At 58.3% G+C, this 21,504-nt stretch carries 19 protein-coding genes; 18 read left to right on the forward strand and 1 reads right to left on the reverse strand.

What is annotated here, in order from left to right; translation table 11 throughout:
- Positions 1–147: 147 nt before the first annotated feature.
- From AC2FIC_RS01235 to AC2FIC_RS01245, 3 genes are all read left to right on the forward strand, one after another.
- Positions 148–1,251, forward strand: a complete 1,104-nt coding sequence (locus AC2FIC_RS01235) for a tetratricopeptide repeat protein (protein ID WP_496690901.1) — start codon at positions 148–150, stop codon at positions 1,249–1,251.
- A 72-nt stretch (positions 1,252–1,323) separates the two neighbouring features.
- A complete protein-coding gene (murD, locus tag AC2FIC_RS01240) occupies positions 1,324–2,718 on the forward strand; it encodes a UDP-N-acetylmuramoyl-L-alanine--D-glutamate ligase (protein WP_496690900.1) in 1,395 nt (464 codons plus the stop codon).
- Between the two features lie 111 nt (positions 2,719–2,829).
- Positions 2,830–3,204, forward strand: coding sequence for a glycine zipper family protein (locus AC2FIC_RS01245; RefSeq protein WP_246097157.1), 375 nt, complete (start codon positions 2,830–2,832; stop codon positions 3,202–3,204).
- A gap of 22 nt (positions 3,205–3,226) precedes the next feature.
- On the opposite strand, the gene AC2FIC_RS01250 is transcribed toward AC2FIC_RS01245, so the two are convergent.
- Positions 3,227–4,408 carry a BaiN/RdsA family NAD(P)/FAD-dependent oxidoreductase gene (locus AC2FIC_RS01250; RefSeq protein ID WP_496690899.1) on the reverse strand — a complete coding sequence of 394 codons (1,182 nt, stop codon included), beginning with the start codon at positions 4,406–4,408 and terminating at the stop codon, positions 3,227–3,229.
- A gap of 483 nt (positions 4,409–4,891) precedes the next feature.
- Here AC2FIC_RS01250 and ftsW point away from each other — a divergent pair, with 483 nt between their 5' ends.
- From ftsW to AC2FIC_RS01325, 15 genes are all read left to right on the forward strand, one after another.
- Positions 4,892–6,055, forward strand: coding sequence for a putative lipid II flippase FtsW (ftsW, locus tag AC2FIC_RS01255; RefSeq protein WP_496689711.1), 1,164 nt, complete (start codon positions 4,892–4,894; stop codon positions 6,053–6,055).
- Entirely contained in the window at positions 6,055–7,152 is a 1,098-nt protein-coding gene (locus AC2FIC_RS01260) for a UDP-N-acetylglucosamine--N-acetylmuramyl-(pentapeptide) pyrophosphoryl-undecaprenol N-acetylglucosamine transferase (RefSeq protein ID WP_496690898.1), read from the forward strand. The genes ftsW and AC2FIC_RS01260 overlap by 1 nt, the downstream gene beginning before the upstream one ends.
- Positions 7,149–8,546, forward strand: a complete 1,398-nt coding sequence (gene murC / locus AC2FIC_RS01265; RefSeq protein ID WP_282021454.1) for a UDP-N-acetylmuramate--L-alanine ligase — start codon at positions 7,149–7,151, stop codon at positions 8,544–8,546. Before AC2FIC_RS01260 ends, murC begins: the two co-directional genes overlap by 4 nt.
- Before the next feature lie 88 nt (positions 8,547–8,634).
- Positions 8,635–8,883, forward strand: coding sequence for a DUF2484 family protein (locus tag AC2FIC_RS01270; protein WP_142635033.1), 249 nt, complete (start codon positions 8,635–8,637; stop codon positions 8,881–8,883).
- Positions 8,880–9,134, forward strand: coding sequence for a DUF2484 family protein (locus AC2FIC_RS01275; RefSeq protein WP_142635031.1), 255 nt, complete (start codon positions 8,880–8,882; stop codon positions 9,132–9,134). Before AC2FIC_RS01270 ends, AC2FIC_RS01275 begins: the two co-directional genes overlap by 4 nt.
- A 45-nt stretch (positions 9,135–9,179) precedes the next feature.
- Complete coding sequence (murB, locus tag AC2FIC_RS01280) at positions 9,180–10,106, forward strand: UDP-N-acetylmuramate dehydrogenase (protein ID WP_496690897.1); 927 nt, start codon at positions 9,180–9,182, stop codon at positions 10,104–10,106.
- 146 nt (positions 10,107–10,252) lie between these two features.
- A complete protein-coding gene (locus tag AC2FIC_RS01285) occupies positions 10,253–11,131 on the forward strand; it encodes a D-alanine--D-alanine ligase (protein ID WP_496690896.1) in 879 nt (292 codons plus the stop codon).
- The gene (locus AC2FIC_RS01290) at positions 11,119–12,114 is read left to right on the forward strand and encodes a cell division protein FtsQ/DivIB (protein ID WP_142635027.1); all 996 of its coding nucleotides are present in this window, start codon (positions 11,119–11,121) and stop codon (positions 12,112–12,114) included. The genes AC2FIC_RS01285 and AC2FIC_RS01290 overlap by 13 nt, the downstream gene beginning before the upstream one ends.
- Positions 12,115–12,122: 8 nt before the next feature.
- Entirely contained in the window at positions 12,123–13,457 is a 1,335-nt protein-coding gene (gene ftsA, locus AC2FIC_RS01295) for a cell division protein FtsA (protein WP_281972769.1), read from the forward strand.
- Entirely contained in the window at positions 13,444–13,857 is a 414-nt protein-coding gene (locus AC2FIC_RS01300; RefSeq protein WP_496690895.1) for a hypothetical protein, read from the forward strand. The genes ftsA and AC2FIC_RS01300 overlap by 14 nt, the downstream gene beginning before the upstream one ends.
- A gap of 348 nt (positions 13,858–14,205) precedes the next feature.
- Complete coding sequence (gene ftsZ, locus AC2FIC_RS01305; RefSeq protein WP_271950278.1) at positions 14,206–15,813, forward strand: cell division protein FtsZ; 1,608 nt, start codon at positions 14,206–14,208, stop codon at positions 15,811–15,813.
- Between the two features lie 212 nt (positions 15,814–16,025).
- Complete coding sequence (gene lpxC / locus AC2FIC_RS01310; RefSeq protein WP_496690894.1) at positions 16,026–16,946, forward strand: UDP-3-O-acyl-N-acetylglucosamine deacetylase; 921 nt, start codon at positions 16,026–16,028, stop codon at positions 16,944–16,946.
- Between the two features lie 126 nt (positions 16,947–17,072).
- Complete coding sequence (locus tag AC2FIC_RS01315; RefSeq protein ID WP_142635022.1) at positions 17,073–17,915, forward strand: outer membrane protein assembly factor BamD; 843 nt, start codon at positions 17,073–17,075, stop codon at positions 17,913–17,915.
- 35 nt (positions 17,916–17,950) lie between these two features.
- Positions 17,951–19,600: a DNA repair protein RecN gene (gene recN, locus AC2FIC_RS01320; RefSeq protein ID WP_496690893.1), complete on the forward strand. Its 1,650-nt coding sequence runs from the start codon at positions 17,951–17,953 to the stop codon at positions 19,598–19,600.
- An 81-nt stretch (positions 19,601–19,681) separates the two neighbouring features.
- On the forward strand, positions 19,682–21,367 hold the full coding sequence (locus AC2FIC_RS01325; protein ID WP_496690892.1) for a chloride channel protein: 1,686 nt from the start codon (positions 19,682–19,684) through the stop codon (positions 21,365–21,367).
- Positions 21,368–21,504 lie beyond the last annotated feature (137 nt).

Here is a 21,504-nt window from a genome sequence, read left to right on the forward strand (position 1 = left end):
GTGACGGCAATTTCGGCTGCGGTCGCAGTTTTCTTGCCGTTAATCGGGATGGTACTGGGGGCGATCTGGTTTTGTATTCAATGGATATCGCCAAAACCAAAACCCCTGCAGAACGACCAAAAACCAATTCCGCTTCCGGACGTCAACGTGCTGACTCTGGATCAGCATTTGGCGATTCTAGAGAAACGAGAGCATCAGTTAGAGCAGAAACTGGCAACTGCCCATGATGATGAGAAAGCGCAGTTAACTGCGCAGATCGCTGAGCTTAAAAATCAGATGGCCAATCCAGACGCGTCGCTTGCAACAGCGCGAAAACGTATTGCCGAGTTAGAAGCGCTGCTGGAACGATCCGGCAATGAAATCGGCGGAGACCGTCTGGCAGAGGCGCGGGAAGCTTTGGAAAAAGGCGACTACTCCATTGCGGATAATTTGTTTGCCGAGATTGAGGAACGCCGCAAACTGGAGATCGAGGAAGCCGCGCGCGCGGCCTTTGGCCGTGGAGAGATTGCTGAGGCCGAAATCCGCTGGGCCGATGCCGCAGAGCACTACGCCCGCGCGGCAAAACTGGATGCTGGTTTTGAGAACTTGCGAAAAGCCAGTGATCTTGCCGAGCTCTCTGGCAACTATGACGCAGCTTTGCGTTTCAGTGGTGAACTTCTAGAAGTTGCTCGACTGGATGAGACAATGGATCGTCTTGCCGAAGCGCTTAACGAACATGCAATCAACTTAAGAGCATTAGGTCACAACGATGAGGCCGAGCCGCTTTTTCGCGAGGCGCTGAAGATTGACCGCGAAACGCTTGGTGCCGAGCATCCTGGCTATGCAACGGACCTCATCAACCTCGCAGTGTTGCTGGAGGTAACAGGTCGTTACGGTGAGGCTGAACCATTTTACCGTGAGGCGTTGGAGATTGACCGCAAAACGATCGGTGTCGAGCATCCGAACTATGCCATCGGTCTCAATAACCTCGCTGAATTGCTGAGGGCAATGAGCCGCTATGATGAGGCCGAGCCGCTTTTTCGCGAGGCGTTGAAGATTGACCGCAAAACGATCAGTGCCTCGCATCCCGACTATGCGAACCACCTCAATAACCTCGCAGGGTTGCTTGTAGATACGGGTCGTTATGATGAAGCCGAGCCGTTTTTTCGCAAGGCGCTGGGCATTCTTGAGAAGGCCCTAGGGTCCCAGCACCCAAGAACAGTAACGGTTCGGGAAAACTTGGATGACTTGCTCGCAAACAAGCCCGGTTAACCGCGCTTGCATTCCACATCGCGGCCTGTACAGGGTAGTCTGCGCGGCAAACGGCAAGGATGGAGTGCACGAATGATCCCGGTCAAAGGGTTTTCAGGACAGAAAGTTGCGGTTCTGGGGCTGGGTCGGTCTGGCCTGACCACGGCGCGCGCCTTGCGGGCCGGTAAGGCTGAACCCGTCTGCTGGGATGATAATCCGGCTGCACGCGCGGCGGCTGAAGCCGAAGGGTTTACGTGTCAGGATCTTGGGCGTCACGGGGCGTTCGATGAGGTTGCCTGTCTGATTGTCTCGCCCGGAATACCGCATCTCTACCCATCGCCGAACCCTGTGGTGGCCGCAGCGCTTGAGGCCGGGGTGCCGGTGGATAACGATATCGGTTTGTTTTTCCGCTCATTTGCTGGGCCGGAATGGGACAATCTGGATACTCCGCCCCGCGTGGTCGCGGTGACCGGGTCGAACGGGAAATCAACCACCGCCGCCCTTATCCATCATATCCTGACCGAAGCGGGCCGCGAGGCGCAGTTGGCCGGGAACATAGGCCGCGGCGTTCTGGATATTGATCCGGGGGGCAATGGCTCGGTCGTGGTGTTGGAACTGTCCAGCTATCAGACAGAGCTCGCGCGGTCGCTGACACCCGATGTGGCCATTTTCACCAACCTGTCGCCGGATCATCTGGATCGTCATGGCGGCATGGGAGGCTATTTCGCCGCCAAGCGCCGTCTGTTTGCCGAGGGCGGCCCTGACCGCGCCGTGATCGGTGTGGATGAGGACGAAGGCGCCTTTCTGGCCGGCCAGCTGGCCGAAGCGCCAACGGATGACCGGGTGATCCGTATCTCAGTTGCCCGCAAGTTGACCGGACCCGGATGGCAGGTATTTGCGCGCAAAGGGTTCCTGTCGGAGTATCGCAAGGGGCGACAGGCGGGGTCGATTGACCTGCGCGAGATCAAAGGTCTGCCCGGTGCACATAATCACCAGAATGCCTGTGCCGCCTACGCCACGTGCCGCGCGTTGGGGTTGGCCCCTCGGATCATTCAGGATGCGTTGCACAGCTATCCGGGCCTGCCGCATCGCAGTCAGATCATCGCCGAAGCGGATGGGGTCACCTATGTGAACGATTCAAAGGCGACCAATGTCGACAGCGCAGTAAAGGCGTTGAATGCGTTCAAGAAGGTCCGCTGGATCTGTGGCGGGCTTGAGAAAGAGGGCGGGTTGTCTGCACTCAACTCAGCCAGTGAACATGTGCTCAAGGCTTATGTGATCGGGCGCGAAGCTGCCGGATTTGCAATGCAGTTACAGGCAGATACCCTGGTTTGCACCACAATGGCAGAAGCCGTTGAACAGGCAATGAACGACGCGCAGTCGGGCGAGACGATTTTGCTGGCCCCTGCCGCAGCCAGTTTTGATCAATATGACAATTTCGAACAACGCGGTGAGGATTTTGCAGAACAGGTTCGTAAACGGCTTTAGGACACGCCATTTGCAATAGATCGCCGGTTGGGCCAAGCTGAGATGCTATCAGCTTGACGCGCCATATTTTTTGGTTTTGCTACCCGTCAAATTCAACACGAGGTTATGACTATGCCATATCGTAAGTTTTCCCTGATCCTGCCTGCCATTCTGATTGCGGGTGCCTGCACCAACACTGGCGCAAACTACCAGCCGATCATCGATGGTCCGGTTGGCCCTAATTACAACGTTGATCTGCAGCAGTGCCAACAGCTTGCGGCATCGCAGGCATCTGTTGATGGCACCACGGCCGGGAATGCAGCCATCGGCGCCGTTGGCGCAGCCGCAGTGACCGGGATCGTACAGGACAGCAGCGATAATCTGGGCCGCGCTGCAGTTGCAGGTGCGTTGGTTGGCGCCGGTGCGGATGTGATCAACAAGAACCAGAACAAAGAAGTGTTGGTGCGTAACTGCATGCGTGGCCGTGGATACAACGTCGTCGGCTAGTGCCGCGCAAATACCGTGTCGGCTAACCACGACTGGCGATTGCAGTTCCAGCGGCATGGCCTGAGGACCATGCCCATTGGAAATTGTACCCGCCCAGCCAACCGGTGACATCCACCGCTTCACCTATCGCATAGAGGCCGGGGACATCCCTGGCCTCCATCGTTTTTGACGACAGATCATCGGTGTCGATGCCGCCCAGCGTGACCTCGGCGGTGCGATAGCCTTCGGTCCCGGACGGGGTCAGATGCCAGTTCGACAGGGCCTCGACCAGGTCCGAAAGGGCGGTGTCCGATTGGTCGGCCAAATTGCCTTGCATGGGAATGTGTTGGCTCAGGAAATCGACCAATCGCGCGGGTAACTGCCGGGAAAGTTCAGTAGTCAGGGCTTTGCGTCCGCTGTTTTGGCGCTGATCTCGCAGCAGGTCGAACAGTGGCATATCCTGGATCAGGTTGACCCGGATCGCCTCACCCTCGCGCCAGTATGAGGATAGTTGCAGCGCAGCTGGTCCGCTGAGGCCGCGATGGGTGAAAAGCAAAGCCTCGTCAAAGCTGGTCCGGTCGTTCGACAGCCGCGTCGGCAGCGAGACACCGGACAGGTCCTTGAATCTGCCGTCGGTAAAGGTGAACGGCACCAGAGCCGCGCGTGTCTCGGTCATCCGCAATCCAAACTGGTGTGCGATGTCATAAGCCAGACCCGTCGCCCCCATTTTAGGGATCGACTTGCCACCCGTGGCCAGAACCAGATTGGTGCAGGTCAGGGCATGACGCTGTCCCTCGCGTTCAACCGTCAGCGCGAAACCAGTGTCGGTTTTGCACAGGTCCTTCATCTCGGTCCTTACCCACAGCTCGGCCCCGGCGCGCTCTATTTCATCCAGCAACATTTGGATGATCTGTTTCGAGGAACCGTCGCAGAACAGCTGTCCCAGTGTTTTCTCGTGCCAAGCGATGTCATGACGCCCGACCATTTCAATGAAATCCCACTGCGTGTAGCGCGCCAATGCGGACTTACAGAAATGCGGGTTCTGAGACAGGAAGTTGCCCGGCCCGGCATACATATTGGTGAAATTGCACCGCCCGCCGCCCGAGATGCGGATTTTCTCACCCGGCGCCTTCGCGTGATCGATCACCAGAACGCGCCCAACGCAATGGGCTGCACACATCAAGCCAGCAGCACCGGCGCCCAGGATGATCGTATCATAAGTCATGCTCGGGGGATGGCGTGGAATGACTGGGATGGCAAGGGGGAGACGTAAACGCGCGCTGCAAACGTCTGTCCGTGACTGTGGCTCCGTCCTCTGATTGGTTTGGGAAAATGGTCTGAAATTGGCAGTTGGAACACTTGTGATGTTGGCCGGAATACCATGTGCCAGAATACGCCCGACAAGGAAGCTCAATTTGACGCACTGCACAGGAGGGCGGTTCAGTGATCACGCGCATTTCCCAAGTCACAGTTCGACTGGGAAAAAAGGCTGAATTGGTCGAATCCAGAAGGATAAAGCACTACGATCTTGTTCCCTAGGTGATCCGAACGCCCGGTACGGGAAGCCCTGAAGCGGATCACTGGCTTGAAGGCGCTAATTTCCCCCTGTCGCGGCGTCATTCCACTAGCCCAAACGCTAAAACCCCTGTAGACTCGCACATAGACCCCGAAAACGGGGCGTTGACGAGGCAGATAGTGGCGGTATCTCATGACTGAGATGGTGTATGGCGCGGTCCAGGACCAGCGCGGAGAACCGATTCTACCAAAGTGGTGGCGGACGATTGATCGTTGGACGATGTCCTGCGTACTGATCCTGTTTGTCATCGGGCTGTTGCTGGGGCTGGCCTCATCGCCGCCGCTGGCTGGTCGCAACGGGTTCGATCCGTTCCATTACGTCGAACGCCAGGCGTTGTTCGGCGGAATGGCGCTTGTTGCGATGCTGCTGACTTCGATGATGTCGCCCACACTGGTTCGACGTCTGGCGGTGTTGGGGTTTCTTGCTGCTTTTGTCGCGCTGGTCTTCCTTCCCGTCTTTGGCACAGATTTTGGCAAAGGTGCGGTGCGCTGGTATTCGCTTGGCTTTGCCTCGCTGCAGCCGTCTGAATTTCTGAAACCCGGGTTTATCGTTGTGGCGGCCTGGTTGTTGGCCGCGTCACAACAGATCAACGGCCCGCCCGGTCGGCTATGGTCTTTTGCGCTGTGCATGGCGATTGTCGCCATGTTGGTTATGCAGCCCGATTTTGGTCAGGCCTGCCTGATCCTGTTTGGCTGGGGCGTGATGTATTTCGTTGCCGGTGCGCCGATGTTGTTGCTGGTTGGTATGGCGGGGTTTGTCGTGCTTGGCGGTATGTTCGCCTATTCCAACTCGGAACATTTCGCCCGACGCATTGACGGGTTCCTGAACCAAGAGGTCGATCCGACCACTCAGCTGGGCTATGCCACCAATGCGATCCGCGAGGGCGGGCTTTTCGGTGTCGGCGTGGGTGAAGGGCAGGTGAAATGGTCGCTGCCCGATGCCCATACGGATTTCATCATCGCTGTCGCGGCCGAGGAATATGGCCTGATCCTGGTGCTGATTATCATCGCACTGTATTCCCTGATCGTCGTGCGGTCATTGCTGCGGCTGATGCGCGAGCGCGACATGTTCATCCGTCTGGCGGGCACCGGTCTGGCCTGCATGTTCGGGGTTCAGGCGATGATCAATATGGGCGTCGCCGTGCGTCTTTTGCCTGCCAAAGGCATGACTTTGCCGTTCGTCAGCTATGGCGGCTCGTCCCTGATTGCAGGTGGTATTGCAATCGGCATGCTTCTGGCGTTTACCCGCACCCGCCCTCAGGGCGAACTTGGTGATATTCTACGCGGACGAGGCTGATGAGCAAACCCTACCTTCTGATTGCGGCTGGCGGGACCGGGGGCCACATGTTCCCGGCTCAGGCGCTGGCCGAGGCGATGCTGCACAGGGGCTGGCGTGTGCGCTTGTCCACCGATACGCGCGGCGCACGATATACGGGTGGCTTTCCGCATTCGACTGAAATTGTCGAGGCGTCCTCGGCAACCTTCGCTCGTGGCGGACTGCCCGCCAAACTGATGGTCGGTCCCAAGATCGCAGGTGGTGTCGCCGGTATGGCGTTTCAGATGCTGCGCGACCGACCGGACGTCGTGGTCGGCTTTGGCGGTTACCCCTCGATCCCAGCGCTGGGTGCTGCGACGATGTTGAAGATCCCGCGCATGATCCATGAACAGAACGGCGTTTTGGGCCGCGTGAATCAGCTGTTTGCGACCCGCGTGGCGCAGGTGGCTTGTGGTGTCTGGCCGACTGATCTGCCGGACGGTGCAAAGGGCATACATACCGGCAACCCGGTTCGGGCCGCCGTGCTGGACCGGGCTGCGGCGGGCTATATCCCACCGGGCGATTACCCGATGTCGATCCTGGTGATGGGTGGCTCGCAAGGTGCGCGCATCCTTAGTCAGATTGTGCCCGAAGCGATTGCCGCGCTGCCTGATGAGATGCGCCTCCATATTCGTGTCGCACATCAGGCCCGTGACGAAGACGGCGCCCGTGTTTCCGCGTTTTATGACGACCACGGTATCCGTGCCGAAGTGAAACCGTTCTTTCAGGATGTGCCCCGTCGTATGTCCGATGCGCAGCTGGTGATATCACGCTCAGGTGCGTCAAGTGTTGCGGATATTTCCGTCATCGGACGGCCCTCGATCCTGATCCCGTATGCCGCCGCAGCGGGCGATCATCAGACCGCCAATGCACGCGGGCTGGTTCAGGCCGGAGGGGCAATCATGATTCCAGAGAACCTGCTTGACGTTCCTTCGCTGACACAGCAAATCACCGCAGTTCTGACAAACCCCGAAGCCGCGCAAAAGATGGCCCATGCCACCTTATCGACCGGCGCACCGGACGCGACCGAGCGTTTGGTCGCCCAGGTCGAACAGTTGGCCCAGAAGGAGACCGCATGACCCCAGCAACCAAACTGCCGCAGGATGTCGGGCCGATCCATTTCGTGGGTATCGGCGGGATCGGGATGTCGGGCATTGCCGAGGTGCTTTTGAATCTGGGCTACCGGGTGCAGGGCTCGGACCTGAAAGCGTCGAAAATCACCGACCGCCTTGCTGGTCTGGGCGCCGAGATCTTTGTCGGTCAAAGCGCTGAAAACCTTGAGAACGCCGCCGTGGTTGTGGTGTCGACCGCGATCAAACCGGGCAACCCGGAGCTGGACGGTGCCCGTGCGCGGGGCCTGCCAGTGGTGCGTCGGGCCGATATGCTGGCCGAGTTGATGCGCTTGAAATCCAACATTGCCATTGCCGGAACCCACGGCAAGACCACCACCACCACGATGATGGCTGAACTGATGGTGGCAGGGGAATTTGACCCGACCGTGATCAATGGCGGTATCATTCACGCTTATGGCTCGAATGCGCGAATGGGGCAGGGCGAATGGATGGTGGTCGAGGCGGACGAATCCGACGGCTCGTTCAACCGTCTGCCTGCGACCATTGCCATTGTCACCAATATCGACCCCGAGCATATGGAGCATTGGGGCGATTTCGACCAGCTGCGCGACGGGTTCTACGAATTTGTCTCGAACCTGCCGTTTTACGGGCTTGCCGTCTGCTGCACCGACCACGCCGAAGTGCAAACACTGGTGGGTCGCATCACAGACCGGCGCGTGCGGACTTATGGTTTCAACGCGCAGGCGGATGTGCGGGCCGAGAACCTGACCTATAAGGGCGGCGTCGCACATTTCGACATTCACCTGCAATACGAAGACAAGAGGATCGAGGGCTGCACCCTGCCGATGCCAGGCGACCACAACGTCTCGAACGCGTTGTCTGCGGTTGCTGTTGCCCGCCATCTGGGCATGAAAGCCGCCGAAATCCGCGAAGCGTTGGCTAATTTTGGTGGCGTCAATCGTCGCTTTACCAAAGTGGGTGAGGTCGATGGTGTCACGATCATCGACGATTACGGTCACCACCCGGTTGAAATCGCAGCGGTTCTGAAAGCCGCACGCCAGGCCACCGAAGGCCGTGTGATCGCGGTCCATCAACCCCACAGGTATTCGCGTTTGTCTAATCTGTTCGATGATTTCTGTACCTGTTTCAATGACGCCGACGTTGTTGCCATCGCCGATATTTTCGCTGCCGGAGAGGACCCGATCGAAGGGGCGTCCCGCGATGACCTGGTTCAGGGGCTCATCCGGCATGGGCATCGACATGCCCGCGCTTTGATGGACGAATCCGATCTTGAACGTCTGGTTCGTGAACAGGCCCGCCCCGGAGACATGGTTGTCTGCCTTGGAGCCGGTACGATCAGCGCCTGGGCCAATGGCCTGCCTTCGCGCTTGCAGAAATAACAGGCGATGTGACGTAATGGACTCTTTTGTGGTGCAACCCTAAAGAGTGATCGTGCAACCGCAGAAAAAGCGGTCTCGGAGGCAAGATTTGGCGTACTCGGTATTATTTGCAGGGTTGTGGGTCATAGCGTCGACTATCGTGGCCATGCTACCGATGCGCCTGCAATTTCCACCGGGGATTGTGTTGGTTATCGTTGCGCCGGCGCTGATTGTCTGGCTGGGTTACGATTTCGGCTGGTTCTTTTCGGTCCTGGGCTTTGCGGCTTTTGCATCCATGTTCCGCAACCCAATTCGCCACTATTGGCAACGTTGGACAGGCCGAGGGGACGACGAATGAATTGGTCCATTGCCCTTGCCGCCCTGTGGGGAGTTGTTGCGAATGTGCTGGCGATGATCCCCAGCAAGGATAATCACTGGACCCGCGCCTATTTCTTGATTGCTGCGGGTATTCCTATCGTTGGCTATGTCACGCTGCAGAACGGCCCATGGATCGGGTTGATTGTTCTGGTTGCTGGGATCTCGGTACTGCGTTGGCCCGTGATTTATCTGGGCCGGTGGTTGCGTCGGATCCTGGGTGCCGCGCAATAGCGGATACAGCTTGCTTTGGCGGTTCAAATCCGCGAATTAGCGGCCATGACTTCTGTTCCCTCGCCACGCGGCAAGCTCACCCAGAACCGCCCGCTGAATGATCTGACCTGGTTGCGGGTCGGAGGACCGGCGGATTACCTCTTTCAACCCGCCGACCAGGAAGACCTGCAGCAGTTTCTGCGCGACTTACCTGACGATATCACGGTTTTCCCGATGGGCGTCGGCTCGAACCTGATCGTCCGGGACGGAGGGCTGCGCGCCGTAGTGATCCGGTTGGGCCGGGGATTTAATGGCATCTCGATTGAGGGCAACATTGTCACCGCAGGCGCGGCGGCGCTGGATGGGCATGTGGCGCGCAAGGCAGCTGATGCGGGCGTGGACCTGACGTTTTTGCGAACCATTCCGGGGTCGATTGGCGGCGCTGTGCGGATGAATGCGGGATGTTATGGCAGCTATACGGCGGATGTTCTGTGCAAGGCGACGATCATCACGCGGCAAGGGCAGGTCGTCGATCTGACGCCCGAAGAACTGAATTTTCGCTATCGTCAGTCGGATCTGCCTGAGGGGGCAGTGCTGATCTCGGCCACGTTCGAAGGCCCCCTAGATGATCCTGATGAACTGCATGCCCGCATGGACTCGCAGTTGAAAAAGCGGGATGAGACCCAGCCGACCAAAGATCGCAGCGCGGGCTCGACCTTCCGCAATCCGGCCGGGTTTTCCTCGACGGGCCGCGCAGATGATGTGCATGACCTCAAGGCCTGGAAGGTGATCGACGACGCGGGAATGCGGGGCGTGATGCGGGGCGGAGCGCAGATGAGCCCCAAGCATCCCAATTTTCTGATCAACACCGGCTCTGCCACCGCTGCCGACCTCGAAGGGTTGGGCGAAGATGTGCGAAAAAAGGTTTACGAAACAAGCGGCATCACGCTAGAGTGGGAAATCATGCGGGTCGGTGATCCGCTGACAGATTAAAGCTCCGACCGTCAGACCCAAAACAGGCAAAATAGGGCGACGGATCAAAGGCATAAAGCAGGACGGACCACCACATAAGGTCCGCAGGATTTGAGGCGCACGACGTGGGTAGTTCGAGCAGGACAAACCCCAAAGTGGCGGTATTGATGGGTGGACCCTCGGCGGAACGTGAGGTGTCTCTCAGCTCTGGGCGCGAATGCGCAGCCGCCCTAAGGGGAGAAGGCTTTGAAGTGGTCGAACTGGACGCGGGTCCGGACCTCTATGCGCGCCTTTTGGATATCAAGCCGGATGTGGTCTTCAACGCTCTGCATGGTCGCTGGGGCGAGGATGGCTGCGTGCAGGGTCTGCTGGAGTGGTTGCGTATTCCCTATACCCATTCGGGTGTGCTGGCTTCGGCGTTGGCCATGGACAAGCAGCGCAGCAAAGCGGCGTTCCGTATCGCGGGTCTGCCAGTCGCCGAAAGTGTGATCGAGGCCAAATCCGAAGTTGCCGCGCGTCACACGATGGAACCGCCCTATGTGGTCAAGCCCAACAACGAGGGTTCCAGCGTCGGCATTTATCTGGTGCATGAGGGCGCCAACACTCCGCCGAAACTGGCAGACGACATGCCCGAACTGGTAATGGTCGAACAATATGTGGCTGGCCGCGAGTTGACCGTCACAGTCATGGGCGACCGCGCCCTGACCGTGACAGAAATCATGACGGATGGCTGGTACGATTACGATGCCAAGTACAAGCCGGGCGGGTCGTGGCATGTGCTGCCTGCTGAAATCCCGCAGGACATTTTTGACCTGTGTATGGGCTTTGCCAAACAGGCGCATGATCTGTTGGGTTGCAAAGGCGTCAGCCGCACAGATTTTCGGTGGGATGACAGCAAGGGCGCAGAGGGCTTGTTCCTGCTGGAAACCAACACCCAGCCAGGAATGACGCCGACGTCACTGGCTCCGGAACAGGGCGCGCATTGCGGGATAACCTTCGGCCAGTTTTGCGCATGGATGGTGGAGGACGCATCATGCGACCGCTGACAGCCACCCGTGCGCCGGTTATCCATCGGTCAAAGCCACTTGCCGGTCCGGATGCCGATTTCGCTTCGGGGGACCGCAACAATGTAGAACCCAAGTTCCGCCTGCGGCGACTTTGGGGGCGTAAGTCATCGGCGTTTGATCCGGCGCCGTCCCGCCTAAGCTATCGGTTGCAGCGCTGGATGTTGACGCCTGGTGTTCGCCGTGGCCTGAAATACGGGCTGCCGGTCTTCGCTGTGTGTGCTGCGCTTGGCGGGTATTTCAGCTCTCAGGACCGGCGCGAAGCGATTGTGGCTCATGTCCATGATGTGAAAATCTCGATCCAGCAGCGACCAGAATTCATGGTCAACCTGATGGCGATTGATGGGGCGGGAACCAACCTTTCGGAAGACATTCGTGAAGTGGTGCCGCTGGACTTCCCAATCAGTTCCTGGGACCTGGATGTCGAACAGATGCGCGAAACGATCACAGGATTGGATCCGGTTAAATCAGCCTCTGTGCGCATCCGTCCAGGAGGTATCCTGCAGGTGGATGTTGTCGAACGGCAGCCCGCCATTGTCTGGCGTACCCGCCGAGGGGTCGAATTGCTGGATGAAACTGGCGCGCATGTTGAAATCATCGCATCGCGGCAGGATCACTCCAATCTGCCACTGATCGCGGGTGAGGGCGCGGATTCCTATGTACCCGAAGCGCTGCAACTGACTGCCACAGCCAGCAGTCTTGGCAATCGGGTGCGCGGTCTGGTGCGAATTGGCGAACGTCGCTGGGATCTGGTTCTGGATCGCGGTCAGCGCATCATGTTGCCGACAGAACGGCCAGTGCGCGCATTGGAACGCGTGTTGGCCGTGAACGAGGTTCAGGATCTTCTGGAACGCGATGTGGCCGTGGTGGATATGCGCCTGGGTCAGCGACCAACAATCCGAATGACCAAAGCCGCCAGCGAAGACTGGTGGAATACAAAAGTAGATGTGAGTAGTGGGCAGTAACGACAATGATGACCGATCTTTATCAGTCCCAACGGGCCATGCGGCAAATGCGCAGGCAGGCGATGCAACGCGGCGTTGTCGCTATTCTGGATGTCGGGAGCTCAAAGATTTCCTGCCTTGTTCTGCGGTTCGACGGCGCCGGGCGTTTGCACGAGGACAGTGGCATCGGGTCTCTGGCCGGACAATCCGGGTTTCGGGTGATCGGTGCCGCGACCACGCGGTCCCGTGGTGTGCAATTTGGCGAAGTCACTGCGATGCAGGAGACCGAGCGCGCCATTCGAACCGCGCTTCAGGCCGCGCAGAAAATGGCAGATATCCGTGTCGACCATGTGATCGCCTGTTTCTCGGGGGCAAACCCGCGGTCCTATGGTTTGGATGCCCAGGTGGATCTGGAAGGTCAGCTGGTAACCGAGGCCGAAGTCGGCCGGGTTCTGAATGCCTGTGACGTGCCCGACTATGGTGCGGGCCGCGAAGTCCTACATGCTCAGCCGGTGAATTTTGCGCTGGATAACCGATCGGGCCTGATCGACCCAAGGGGTCAGATGGGGCAATCGCTGGCCGTCGATATGCACATGCTGACCGTGGACGCGGTTGCAATCCAGAATATCGTGCGCTGTATCAAGCGTTGCGATCTCGAATTGGCCGGTATCGCAAATTCGGCCTATGTCTCGGGTATTTCGGCGCTGGTTGAGGATGAACAGGAACTGGGTGCGGCCTGTATCGACATGGGCGGTGGCACCACGAGCGTGTCAATATTCATGAAGAAACACATGATCTATGCCGATTGCGTGCGCATGGGTGGGGATCATGTGACCAGTGACATCTCGATGGGGCTGGGCGTTCCGGCGTCTGTTGCCGAACGGATCAAGACATTCAATGGCGGCGTTCACGCGACAGGCGCGGATGACCGCGACCTGATCGACATTGGCGGTGATACCGGCGATTGGGAACATGACCGCCGTACCGTCAGCCGGGCAGAGTTGATAGGTATCATGCGTCCACGTGTCGAAGAAATCCTGGAAGAAGTGCGTGTACGGCTGGATGCGGCTGGCTTTGAGCACATGCCCAGTCAGCAGATCGTCCTGACCGGAGGCGGTAGCCAAATCATGGGGCTGGACGGGTTGGCCTCTCGTATTCTGGGCCAGCGTGTTCGCCTTGGTCGCCCGCTGCGGGTCCATGGGTTGCCGCAATCGGCCACAGGGCCGGGGTTCTCTTCGGTTGTGGGGCTAAGCCTGTTTGCAGCCAACCCACAGGATGAATGGTGGGATTTTGAAATCCCCGTAGACACCTATTCCGCACGCCCGTTCAAGCGCGCTGTGCGGTGGTTCCGTGACAACTGGTAAGGCCGCGATCGCGGCGCTGGTCATGGCTGTGCCGTCAGCGATAGAGGCTCAGACCCGTATCACACCCGAAGCCTTCCTGGGGGCCGTTCAAGGAAAGACCGTAAAGTTTCACGTCTATGACAGCGGTATGCTGGTCGGCACCGAAGAGTTCCTGAGCCCGACTCTCTCGGTCTGGCGTATGGAGGGCAAGGGTTGTGTGTACGGGAAAATTACAACTCCTAATGGGCAGATTTGCTTTCTGTACGACGATGACGAGGATGGTCTGCCAGTTTGCTGGTGGCCGTTTTTGTATGAAAACCAGTTGATGGTGCGAATGGTCGGTTTCTCCAGGACAGAAATTCAAGAGGTCAGGGACATTTCTGAGAAAGGTCTTAACTGCCCAAGTGCCCCAATTAGCTAAAGAAATATCTTGCAGGGGCTGTCAAAATCCCGCAAGATATCCACAGGGCCCGTCAGAGGCCTTGCGAGAGGGCTTGAGCAGTTTTCCGCAGACAGAATGTGAATGAATTGCAAGTGACGCGCCCGTCAACAGTGGCGCGAGCGTCGCATGTTTTGTGGTGCATTGAGATAATTCCGCAACATCTGGCAATATCTGCCAAATACTGTTTTCAGGTGCCTTATTTCCTCCATATTTTGTGGATTTTCGCGATTTTTGGCGTGACGTTTGCCGTTTGGATCGGTAGGATTGTGAGTGGATAGGTAAGAAAAACACCGCGTTGGCGGGTTATATAAACAGGCGGACAGAAGCATGACATTGAATCTTTCGATGCCCGGGCACGACGAGCTGAAGCCTCGGATTACAGTTTTTGGCGTTGGCGGAGCGGGCGGTAACGCCGTCAACAACATGATTGAAAAACAGTTGGACGGTGTCGATTTTGTCGTTGCCAACACCGATGCCCAGGCGCTGCAGCAAAGCCAGTCTTCGTCACGAGTTCAACTAGGCGTGAAAGTCACCGAAGGTCTGGGTGCGGGCGCGCGTCCGACAGTGGGTGCGGCAGCGGCCGAAGAAAGCATCGAGCAGATTGTAGACCATCTGGCAGGCGCGCATATGTGCTTCATCACGGCCGGTATGGGTGGTGGCACCGGCACGGGTGCCGCACCGATCATCGCGCAGGCAGCGCGTGAATTGGGTGTTTTGACCGTCGGTGTTGTGACCAAGCCTTTCCAGTTCGAAGGCGCCAAGCGGATGCGTCAGGCCGAAGACGGTGTTGAAGCCTTGCAGCGCGTAGTCGACACGCTGATCATCATTCCAAACCAGAACTTGTTCCGTCTGGCCAACGAAAAGACCACGTTTACCGAGGCGTTTTCGATGGCGGATGACGTTCTGTATCAGGGTGTCAAAGGCGTGACCGACCTGATGGTGCGTCCGGGCCTGATCAACCTCGACTTCGCGGATGTTCGCGCCGTTATGGACGAGATGGGCAAGGCGATGATGGGCACGGGCGAAGCCACCGGCGAAGATCGCGCGGTTCAGGCCGCCGAGAAGGCCATCGCCAACCCGCTGTTGGACGAAATCAGCCTCAAGGGCGCCAAGGGCGTTCTGATCAACATCACTGGCAGCCACGACCTGACCCTGTTCGAACTGGACGAAGCCGCAAACCGTATCCGTGAGGAAGTGGACCCAGAGGCGAATATCATCGTCGGCTCCACGCTGGATACCGCAATGGAAGGCGGCATGCGCGTTTCGGTTGTGGCAACAGGTATCGACGCCAGCGAAAAGCAGGATGATGTGCCTGTCGCGCGTCGTTCGATGTCGGCACCGCTGACCCGTTCGGTTTCTGCAGAGGAAGCGGCCCTGGAAGAAATGTCAGTGGCGGCAAGCGCCGAACCTGAACCTCAGCCCGAACCAACGCGTGAACCTTCGCTGTTTGAAACAACTGAAGAGCCGATGGAACCGCAGTTCCAACCGCGCGCAGAACAGGATGATGACGGCCTGCCACCCCCGGCCTATCAGCCGCGCGTGGCCGAATTCGAGCCGACTCCCGAGCCGGTCGAATACGCCCCAGAAAGCTTTGTCGCACCTCAGCCGCAAGCACCCGCAGGATCGCCGTCACCTGAAGCGCTGAGGCGCTTGCAGGCAGCCGTCCAGAATGTACCTCCGGCTGAAAGAGGTCATCCTGCGCCTCGACCGCAGGAGGTCTCCGATAATCATGGGGATGCCGACCGCCCGCGATTTGGTTTTAACCGCCTGATTGATCGCATGACCGGCCACGCAGCCGATACTCCGGCGCAGCAACCGGCCCGCCAGCAGCCGGTATTGCGCCAATCTGACGCTACGGCACCTGCACATGTCGAGGACGACCCGGAGCAGGATCGGATCGAAATACCGGCCTTCCTTCGCCGTCAAGCCAACTGATCGCGGTAACAATATACTAAAGAGGGGCTGCCATTTGGCGGCCCTTTCTTATTTTAAAACAGTGCATTATCCCTATGTGAGCAGGGTTTTGCCGACCTGTCACATTCATGTTTCATTCGGTTGCAAAGAGTGAGTTGAGCCTTTTGACCTGCTTCCTTAGTTGAATGCCAACACGGCCATCACAGGTCGGACGCCACTCACCGAGGTCACACTTGCAACATACGCTCAAATCTCCGATCACGTTTACAGGCCTGGGGCTGCACAGCGGTAAGCCTGCGACGATGATCCTGAAGCCGGCTGCTGCTGGCCACGGCATCTGGTTCAAACGGACGGATATCGAGCTGGGCAATGCGTTGATCCCTGCAATCTACGATGTGGTCGATCGTACCCCGCTTTGTACCCGACTGGTCAATGAAGCGCGCGTTACGGTTTCCACCGTCGAGCATATCATGGCAGCTTTGGCTGGATGCGGTGTCCACAATGCGCTGATCGAGATCGATGGCCCCGAAGTGCCGATCATGGACGGGTCTTCGATTGAATTCGTTCGTGGCATCATGTTGAAAGGCGTGCGTCGTCAGGCAAGCCCGGTCCTGGCCTATGAAGTTCTTAAACCTGTGACCGCAACCCGTGAGGGTGCCAGTGCTTCGATTGCGCCTGCGGACGGTTTGATTATCGATTTTCATATCGATTTTGAAGACAGCGCCATTGGTCGTCAGACTAAGAGGCTGGATATGTGCAATGGCTCTTTTGCACGCGAGCTTAGTGATTGCCGGACATTCTGCCGTCGTACCGACGTCGAAGCGATGCGCGAGAACGGCTTGGCTCTTGGCGGCACGCTTGAAAATGCTGTGGTCGTTCAGGGCGACGAAGTTCTGACCCCGGGTGGCCTTCGCCACGCAGACGAGGCAGTGCGTCACAAGATGCTAGATGCTCTGGGTGACTTGTATTTGGCGGGTGGACCGATTCTGGGTCATTTCACCGGCGACAAGTCTGGTCATGCGATGACAAACACGCTGCTGCGCAAGCTGTTTGAAACGCCCGGTGCTGTGCGTCCGATCCTGTGTACCCCCGAACAGGCCGCGCGTCTGCCCGGGCAGGGTCTGGTCTGGGACGAAATCCCCGAAGTCGCCTGATTGGTTCCACTCTGCTGACAAATCCGCCAAAGGGCCTACTAAGGCGTTTTGCACTGGAATTTTATGTGCTAGACCAAGGCCCAAACCGGGGTATTCCCATTAAGCAAGACGACAAGGATTGGCGGAATGATAGGCACCAAAGCGGCGGTCAGATTCGCAGGGGCGGTACTTCTGACAGCAGTTTTGACAGCGTGCAACAGCGGGGGCGCTGACCGCAATCAGAACCTAGAAGGGTTCACCCCCGAACAGATTTTCACGCGTGGGGAATTTGAGCTGTCGGAGAATCGTTCCGACGATGCGGCGTGGTACTTCTCTGAGGTTGAACGTCTTTACCCTTACTCTGACTGGGCAAAGCGCGCGCTGATCATGCAGGCGTTTTCGTACCATGCAGATGAGAATTACGAAGAAAGCCGTGCAGCGGCACAGCGCTATATAGATTTCTATCCAACCGACGAAGATGCGGCCTATGCCCAATATCTGTTGGCACTCAGCTATTATGACCAGATTGACGAGGTGGGCCGCGATCAGGGCCTGACGTTCCAGGCGCTTCAGTCATTGCGCACGGTGATCGAAGTCTATCCGGACAGCGAATATGCAACCTCCGCCGTGTTGAAATTCGATCTGGCCTTTGACCATCTGGCTGGCAAAGAAATGGAGATCGGACGTTATTATCTGCGTCAGGATCACTATACTGCCGCGATCAACCGGTTCCGCGTTGTGGTAGAGGATTTTCAGACAACTTCGCATACCGCTGAAGCGCTCTATCGCCTGATCGAGGCCTATCTCTCGTTGGGTCTGGTGGATGAGGCGCAATCGGCCGGTGCAATTCTGGGTTACAACTACCAATCCTCGGAATGGTATGACGCTGGCTATAAGCTGCTGACCTCTCGCGGGCTGAAACTCAAAAGCCGCGGCAACAACTGGCTCAGCACGATTTATCGCCAGACCGTCAAAGGTCAGTGGTTGTAATCGCCATGGCTAAAGGCGTGGGACGCTGAGACCCGATGCTGCGCGCCCTTGATATCCGCGATATGCTGATCATCGACCGGTTGGAACTGACGTTCCAGTCGGGATTGAACGCGTTGACCGGCGAGACCGGCGCGGGCAAGTCGATCCTACTGGATTCGCTTGGGTTCGTTCTGGGCTGGCGCGGGCGAGCAGAGCTGGTGCGTCAGGGGGCCGCTCAGGGCGAAGTTGTGGCCGAGTTCGAGCTGCACGAAAACCACCCCGCACATGCGATTTTGGCCGAAGCCGGATTGCCCGGAGGCGAAGAGCTGATCTTGCGCCGCGTGAACACAGCCGAGGGCCGGAAAACCGCATGGGTCAATGACCGGCGTTGCTCGGGCGAGGTGCTGCGGGCCTTGTCGGAAACCCTGGTGGAACTGCATGGCCAGCACGATGATCGCGGCCTGCTGAACCCACGTGGCCACCGCGCGATGCTGGATGATTTTGCCGAGGCAAGGGGGCAACTGGCCACTGTGCGCTCTGCATGGTCCGAGATGTCGCGTGCGCGCAAGCTTTTGTCTGAGGTCGAATCTGCCTTGGCTGCCATGCGGGCAGAGGAAGAATTTCTGCGCCATGCGGTCACTGAGCTTGATAAGCTTGATCCGCAGCCCGGCGAGGATGCCGAACTGGATGCAAGGCGCCGCATGATGCAGGGGGCAGAGCGGATTCGCGATGACGTCGCCCGTGCCTATGACTTGCTTGGCAGCGATGGGGCCGAGGGCGCGATGTCTGATGCTCTGCGCTGGTTGGAAGGCGTGTCCGATAATGCGGGCGGGCAGATGGAAGAGCCTGTTGCCGCACTGGGGCGTGCACTGGTCGAATTGGGCGAGGCGCAAGATGGCGTTAATGCCAGTCTTCAGGCGCTGGACTTCAATCCGGTTGAACTGGAAGCAGTCGAGGAACGGCTTTTCGCCATTCGTGCGTTGGCCCGAAAGCATGACGTTGCCCCGGACGACTTGGGCGGGTTCGCGGACACCTTGCGTGAGCGGCTGAACCGTTTGGATGCTGGTGACGCTGATCTGGCCGACAGGCGCGTTGCGGTTGAAACCGCACAGGCCGCCTACAACAAAGCTGCCAAGGCGCTCAGCACCTTGCGTCAGCGGGCAGCGTCGAAACTCGACACCGCAGTGATGGCCGAGCTTGCACCGCTGAAAATGGAACGCGCTGTGTTCCAGACCGAGATCACCCCGTCCGATCCCGGCCCCGAAGGTGCGGATGCTGTGGCGTTCACCGTTGCCACCAACCCCGGTGCACCGTCTGGACCGTTAAACAAAATCGCCTCGGGCGGTGAACTGAGCCGCTTCTTGCTGGCGCTCAAGGTCTGTCTGACCGGCGATGACAGCGTGCGCACGATGATCTTTGATGAGATCGACAGGGGTGTTGGCGGCGCGACCGCGGACGCCGTCGGCAGGCGTCTGGCATCGCTGGCACAGGGCGGGCAGGTATTGGTCGTGACGCATTCCCCGCAGGTCGCCGCACGTGCCGCCTATCACTGGCGTGTTCAGAAACATGTGACCGATGGGCAAACTCTGTCGACCGTGGTGCCCTTGGCCCAGGCCGACCGGGTGGACGAGATCGCCAGGATGGTCGCCGGAGACACGATCACGGACGAAGCGCGCGCCGCTGCCCGTGCTCTTCTGGACGCATAGGCCCTCACAGACGCGCGATCCGGCTTTTATCCGTGCCCTCCGTGGCTTAGTAAGGGGTGTATCCTGATCCCCCGAGGGCAAATGACCCAGTCAACCCGCACCGTTCTGCGCAACCAGCTCAATCAGGCTCTGGCCGCGATAAAGGACGCGTGGCGGGTGATGCGCAGGCGTGGGCCCAGCCAAATCCAGTTCTGGTTCATCGCGCTGGCGATCGGGATTGCCGCAGGCTTTATGGCATTGGGATTTCGTAAGGCAATTCAGGCATTGCAGGCCTATGTTTACGACACCGGGGATATCTCGTTACTACACAGCCATGTGGAAAAGCTACCCTGGTTCCTGATCCTGATCACACCGATCATCGGCGGTCTTATCGTTGGCATCATCCTGCACCGGTATACCGATGACGGGCGCGTGCGTTCAGTTGCCGACGTAATCGAAGGCGCTGCCCTCACCGATGGTCGGGTCGAAGGCAAGGCGGGTATCGCGTCTTTTTTCTCCTCGCTGATTACGCTCAGCACAGGTGGGTCCACGGGTCGAGAAGGGCCGGTTGTGCATATGGCAGGCGTGATCTCGGCCTGGGTCAGTAATCGTATCCATGCCGACGGAATTACCGGGCGTGATTTGCTGGGATGTGCGGTGGCGGCGGCAGTTTCGGCCAGTTTCAACTCACCCATTGCCGGTGCTTTGTTCGCACTTGAGGTGGTGTTGCGCCATTTCGCGGTGCATGCTTTTGCGCCCATCGTTATCGCTTCGGTCGCCGGGACGGTGATTAACCGGCTGGAATACGGCGACGTGACCGAATTCACTCTGGATACGCCCGGATCACTGCAATTCTATGTCGAGCTGCCCGCGTTTCTGATCCTTGGGTTGATCTGCGGGTTGGTGGCCTTGCTTCTGATGCGGTCGATCTTTTTTGCAGAAGAAATTGGCAATCACATTCAAAGCCGGCTGTCCTTGCCCGGATGGCTGCGTCCTGCTGTATCAGGCGCAATGTTGGGACTGATCGCGATCTGGTTTCCCCACATCATCGGCGTTGGATACGAAACCACGATCCGGGCTCTGGCCGGAGATTTGGTTCTGACAACCGCCATCCTGTTCGCAATCATCAAAACTGTGGCTGTTGCGATCACGATGGGGGGACGTATGGGTGGCGGTGTGTTTTCACCCTCGCTGATGATAGGTGCGTTAACCGGGTTGGCATTCGGGTTGATTGCAACGGGTTTGCTGCCCGATGTATCGGGTACCCATACCCTCTACGCATTTGCCGGGATGGGCGCGGTGGCCGCTGCCGTGCTTGGTGCCCCGATTTCGACCACGATGATTGTCTTTGAACTGACCGGAGATTGGCAGATCGGTCTGGCGGTGATGGTGTCGGTTTCAATGTCCACGGCGCTGGCTTCGCGCCTCGTGGATCGATCCTTCTTCCTGACCCAACTGGAACGGCGCAATGTGCATCTGGCCGCGGGGCCACAGGCCTATCTTCTGGCGATGTTGCGCGCAGGCGCAGTGATGCGACCGCTTGGCGATGCACGTTCAATCACCCGGGAAGAAGCACAGGTTTTGATTGATCAGGGTCTTTTTGTTCAAGCAAGCGCTACACTTGAGGCGGCGATGCCGTTCTTCGACCGAGACGAAATCCTCTGCATACCGGTGGTGGTGAGCGGTAATGACGGAGCTGAGACGCCAGTCGGTACGCTCTACCATATTGATGCGCTAAAGGCCTATAACCGCGCGTTGGCAGCCACGGCTGCAGAAGAACATTCATAACAGAGGCCCCTGGAACATTGGTCTTTGTCCATCTTGTTCCTTGAAACAGGCGAGGCATTGAAGCGATACGATCTTTGGATCTGCACCTACCGGGCGTGGCCAGTCGAAATCCAGAGGCTCATGTGTTCGATCTGACA

The sequence above is a fragment of the Ruegeria sp. CDSC079 genome (assembly GCF_059610505.1).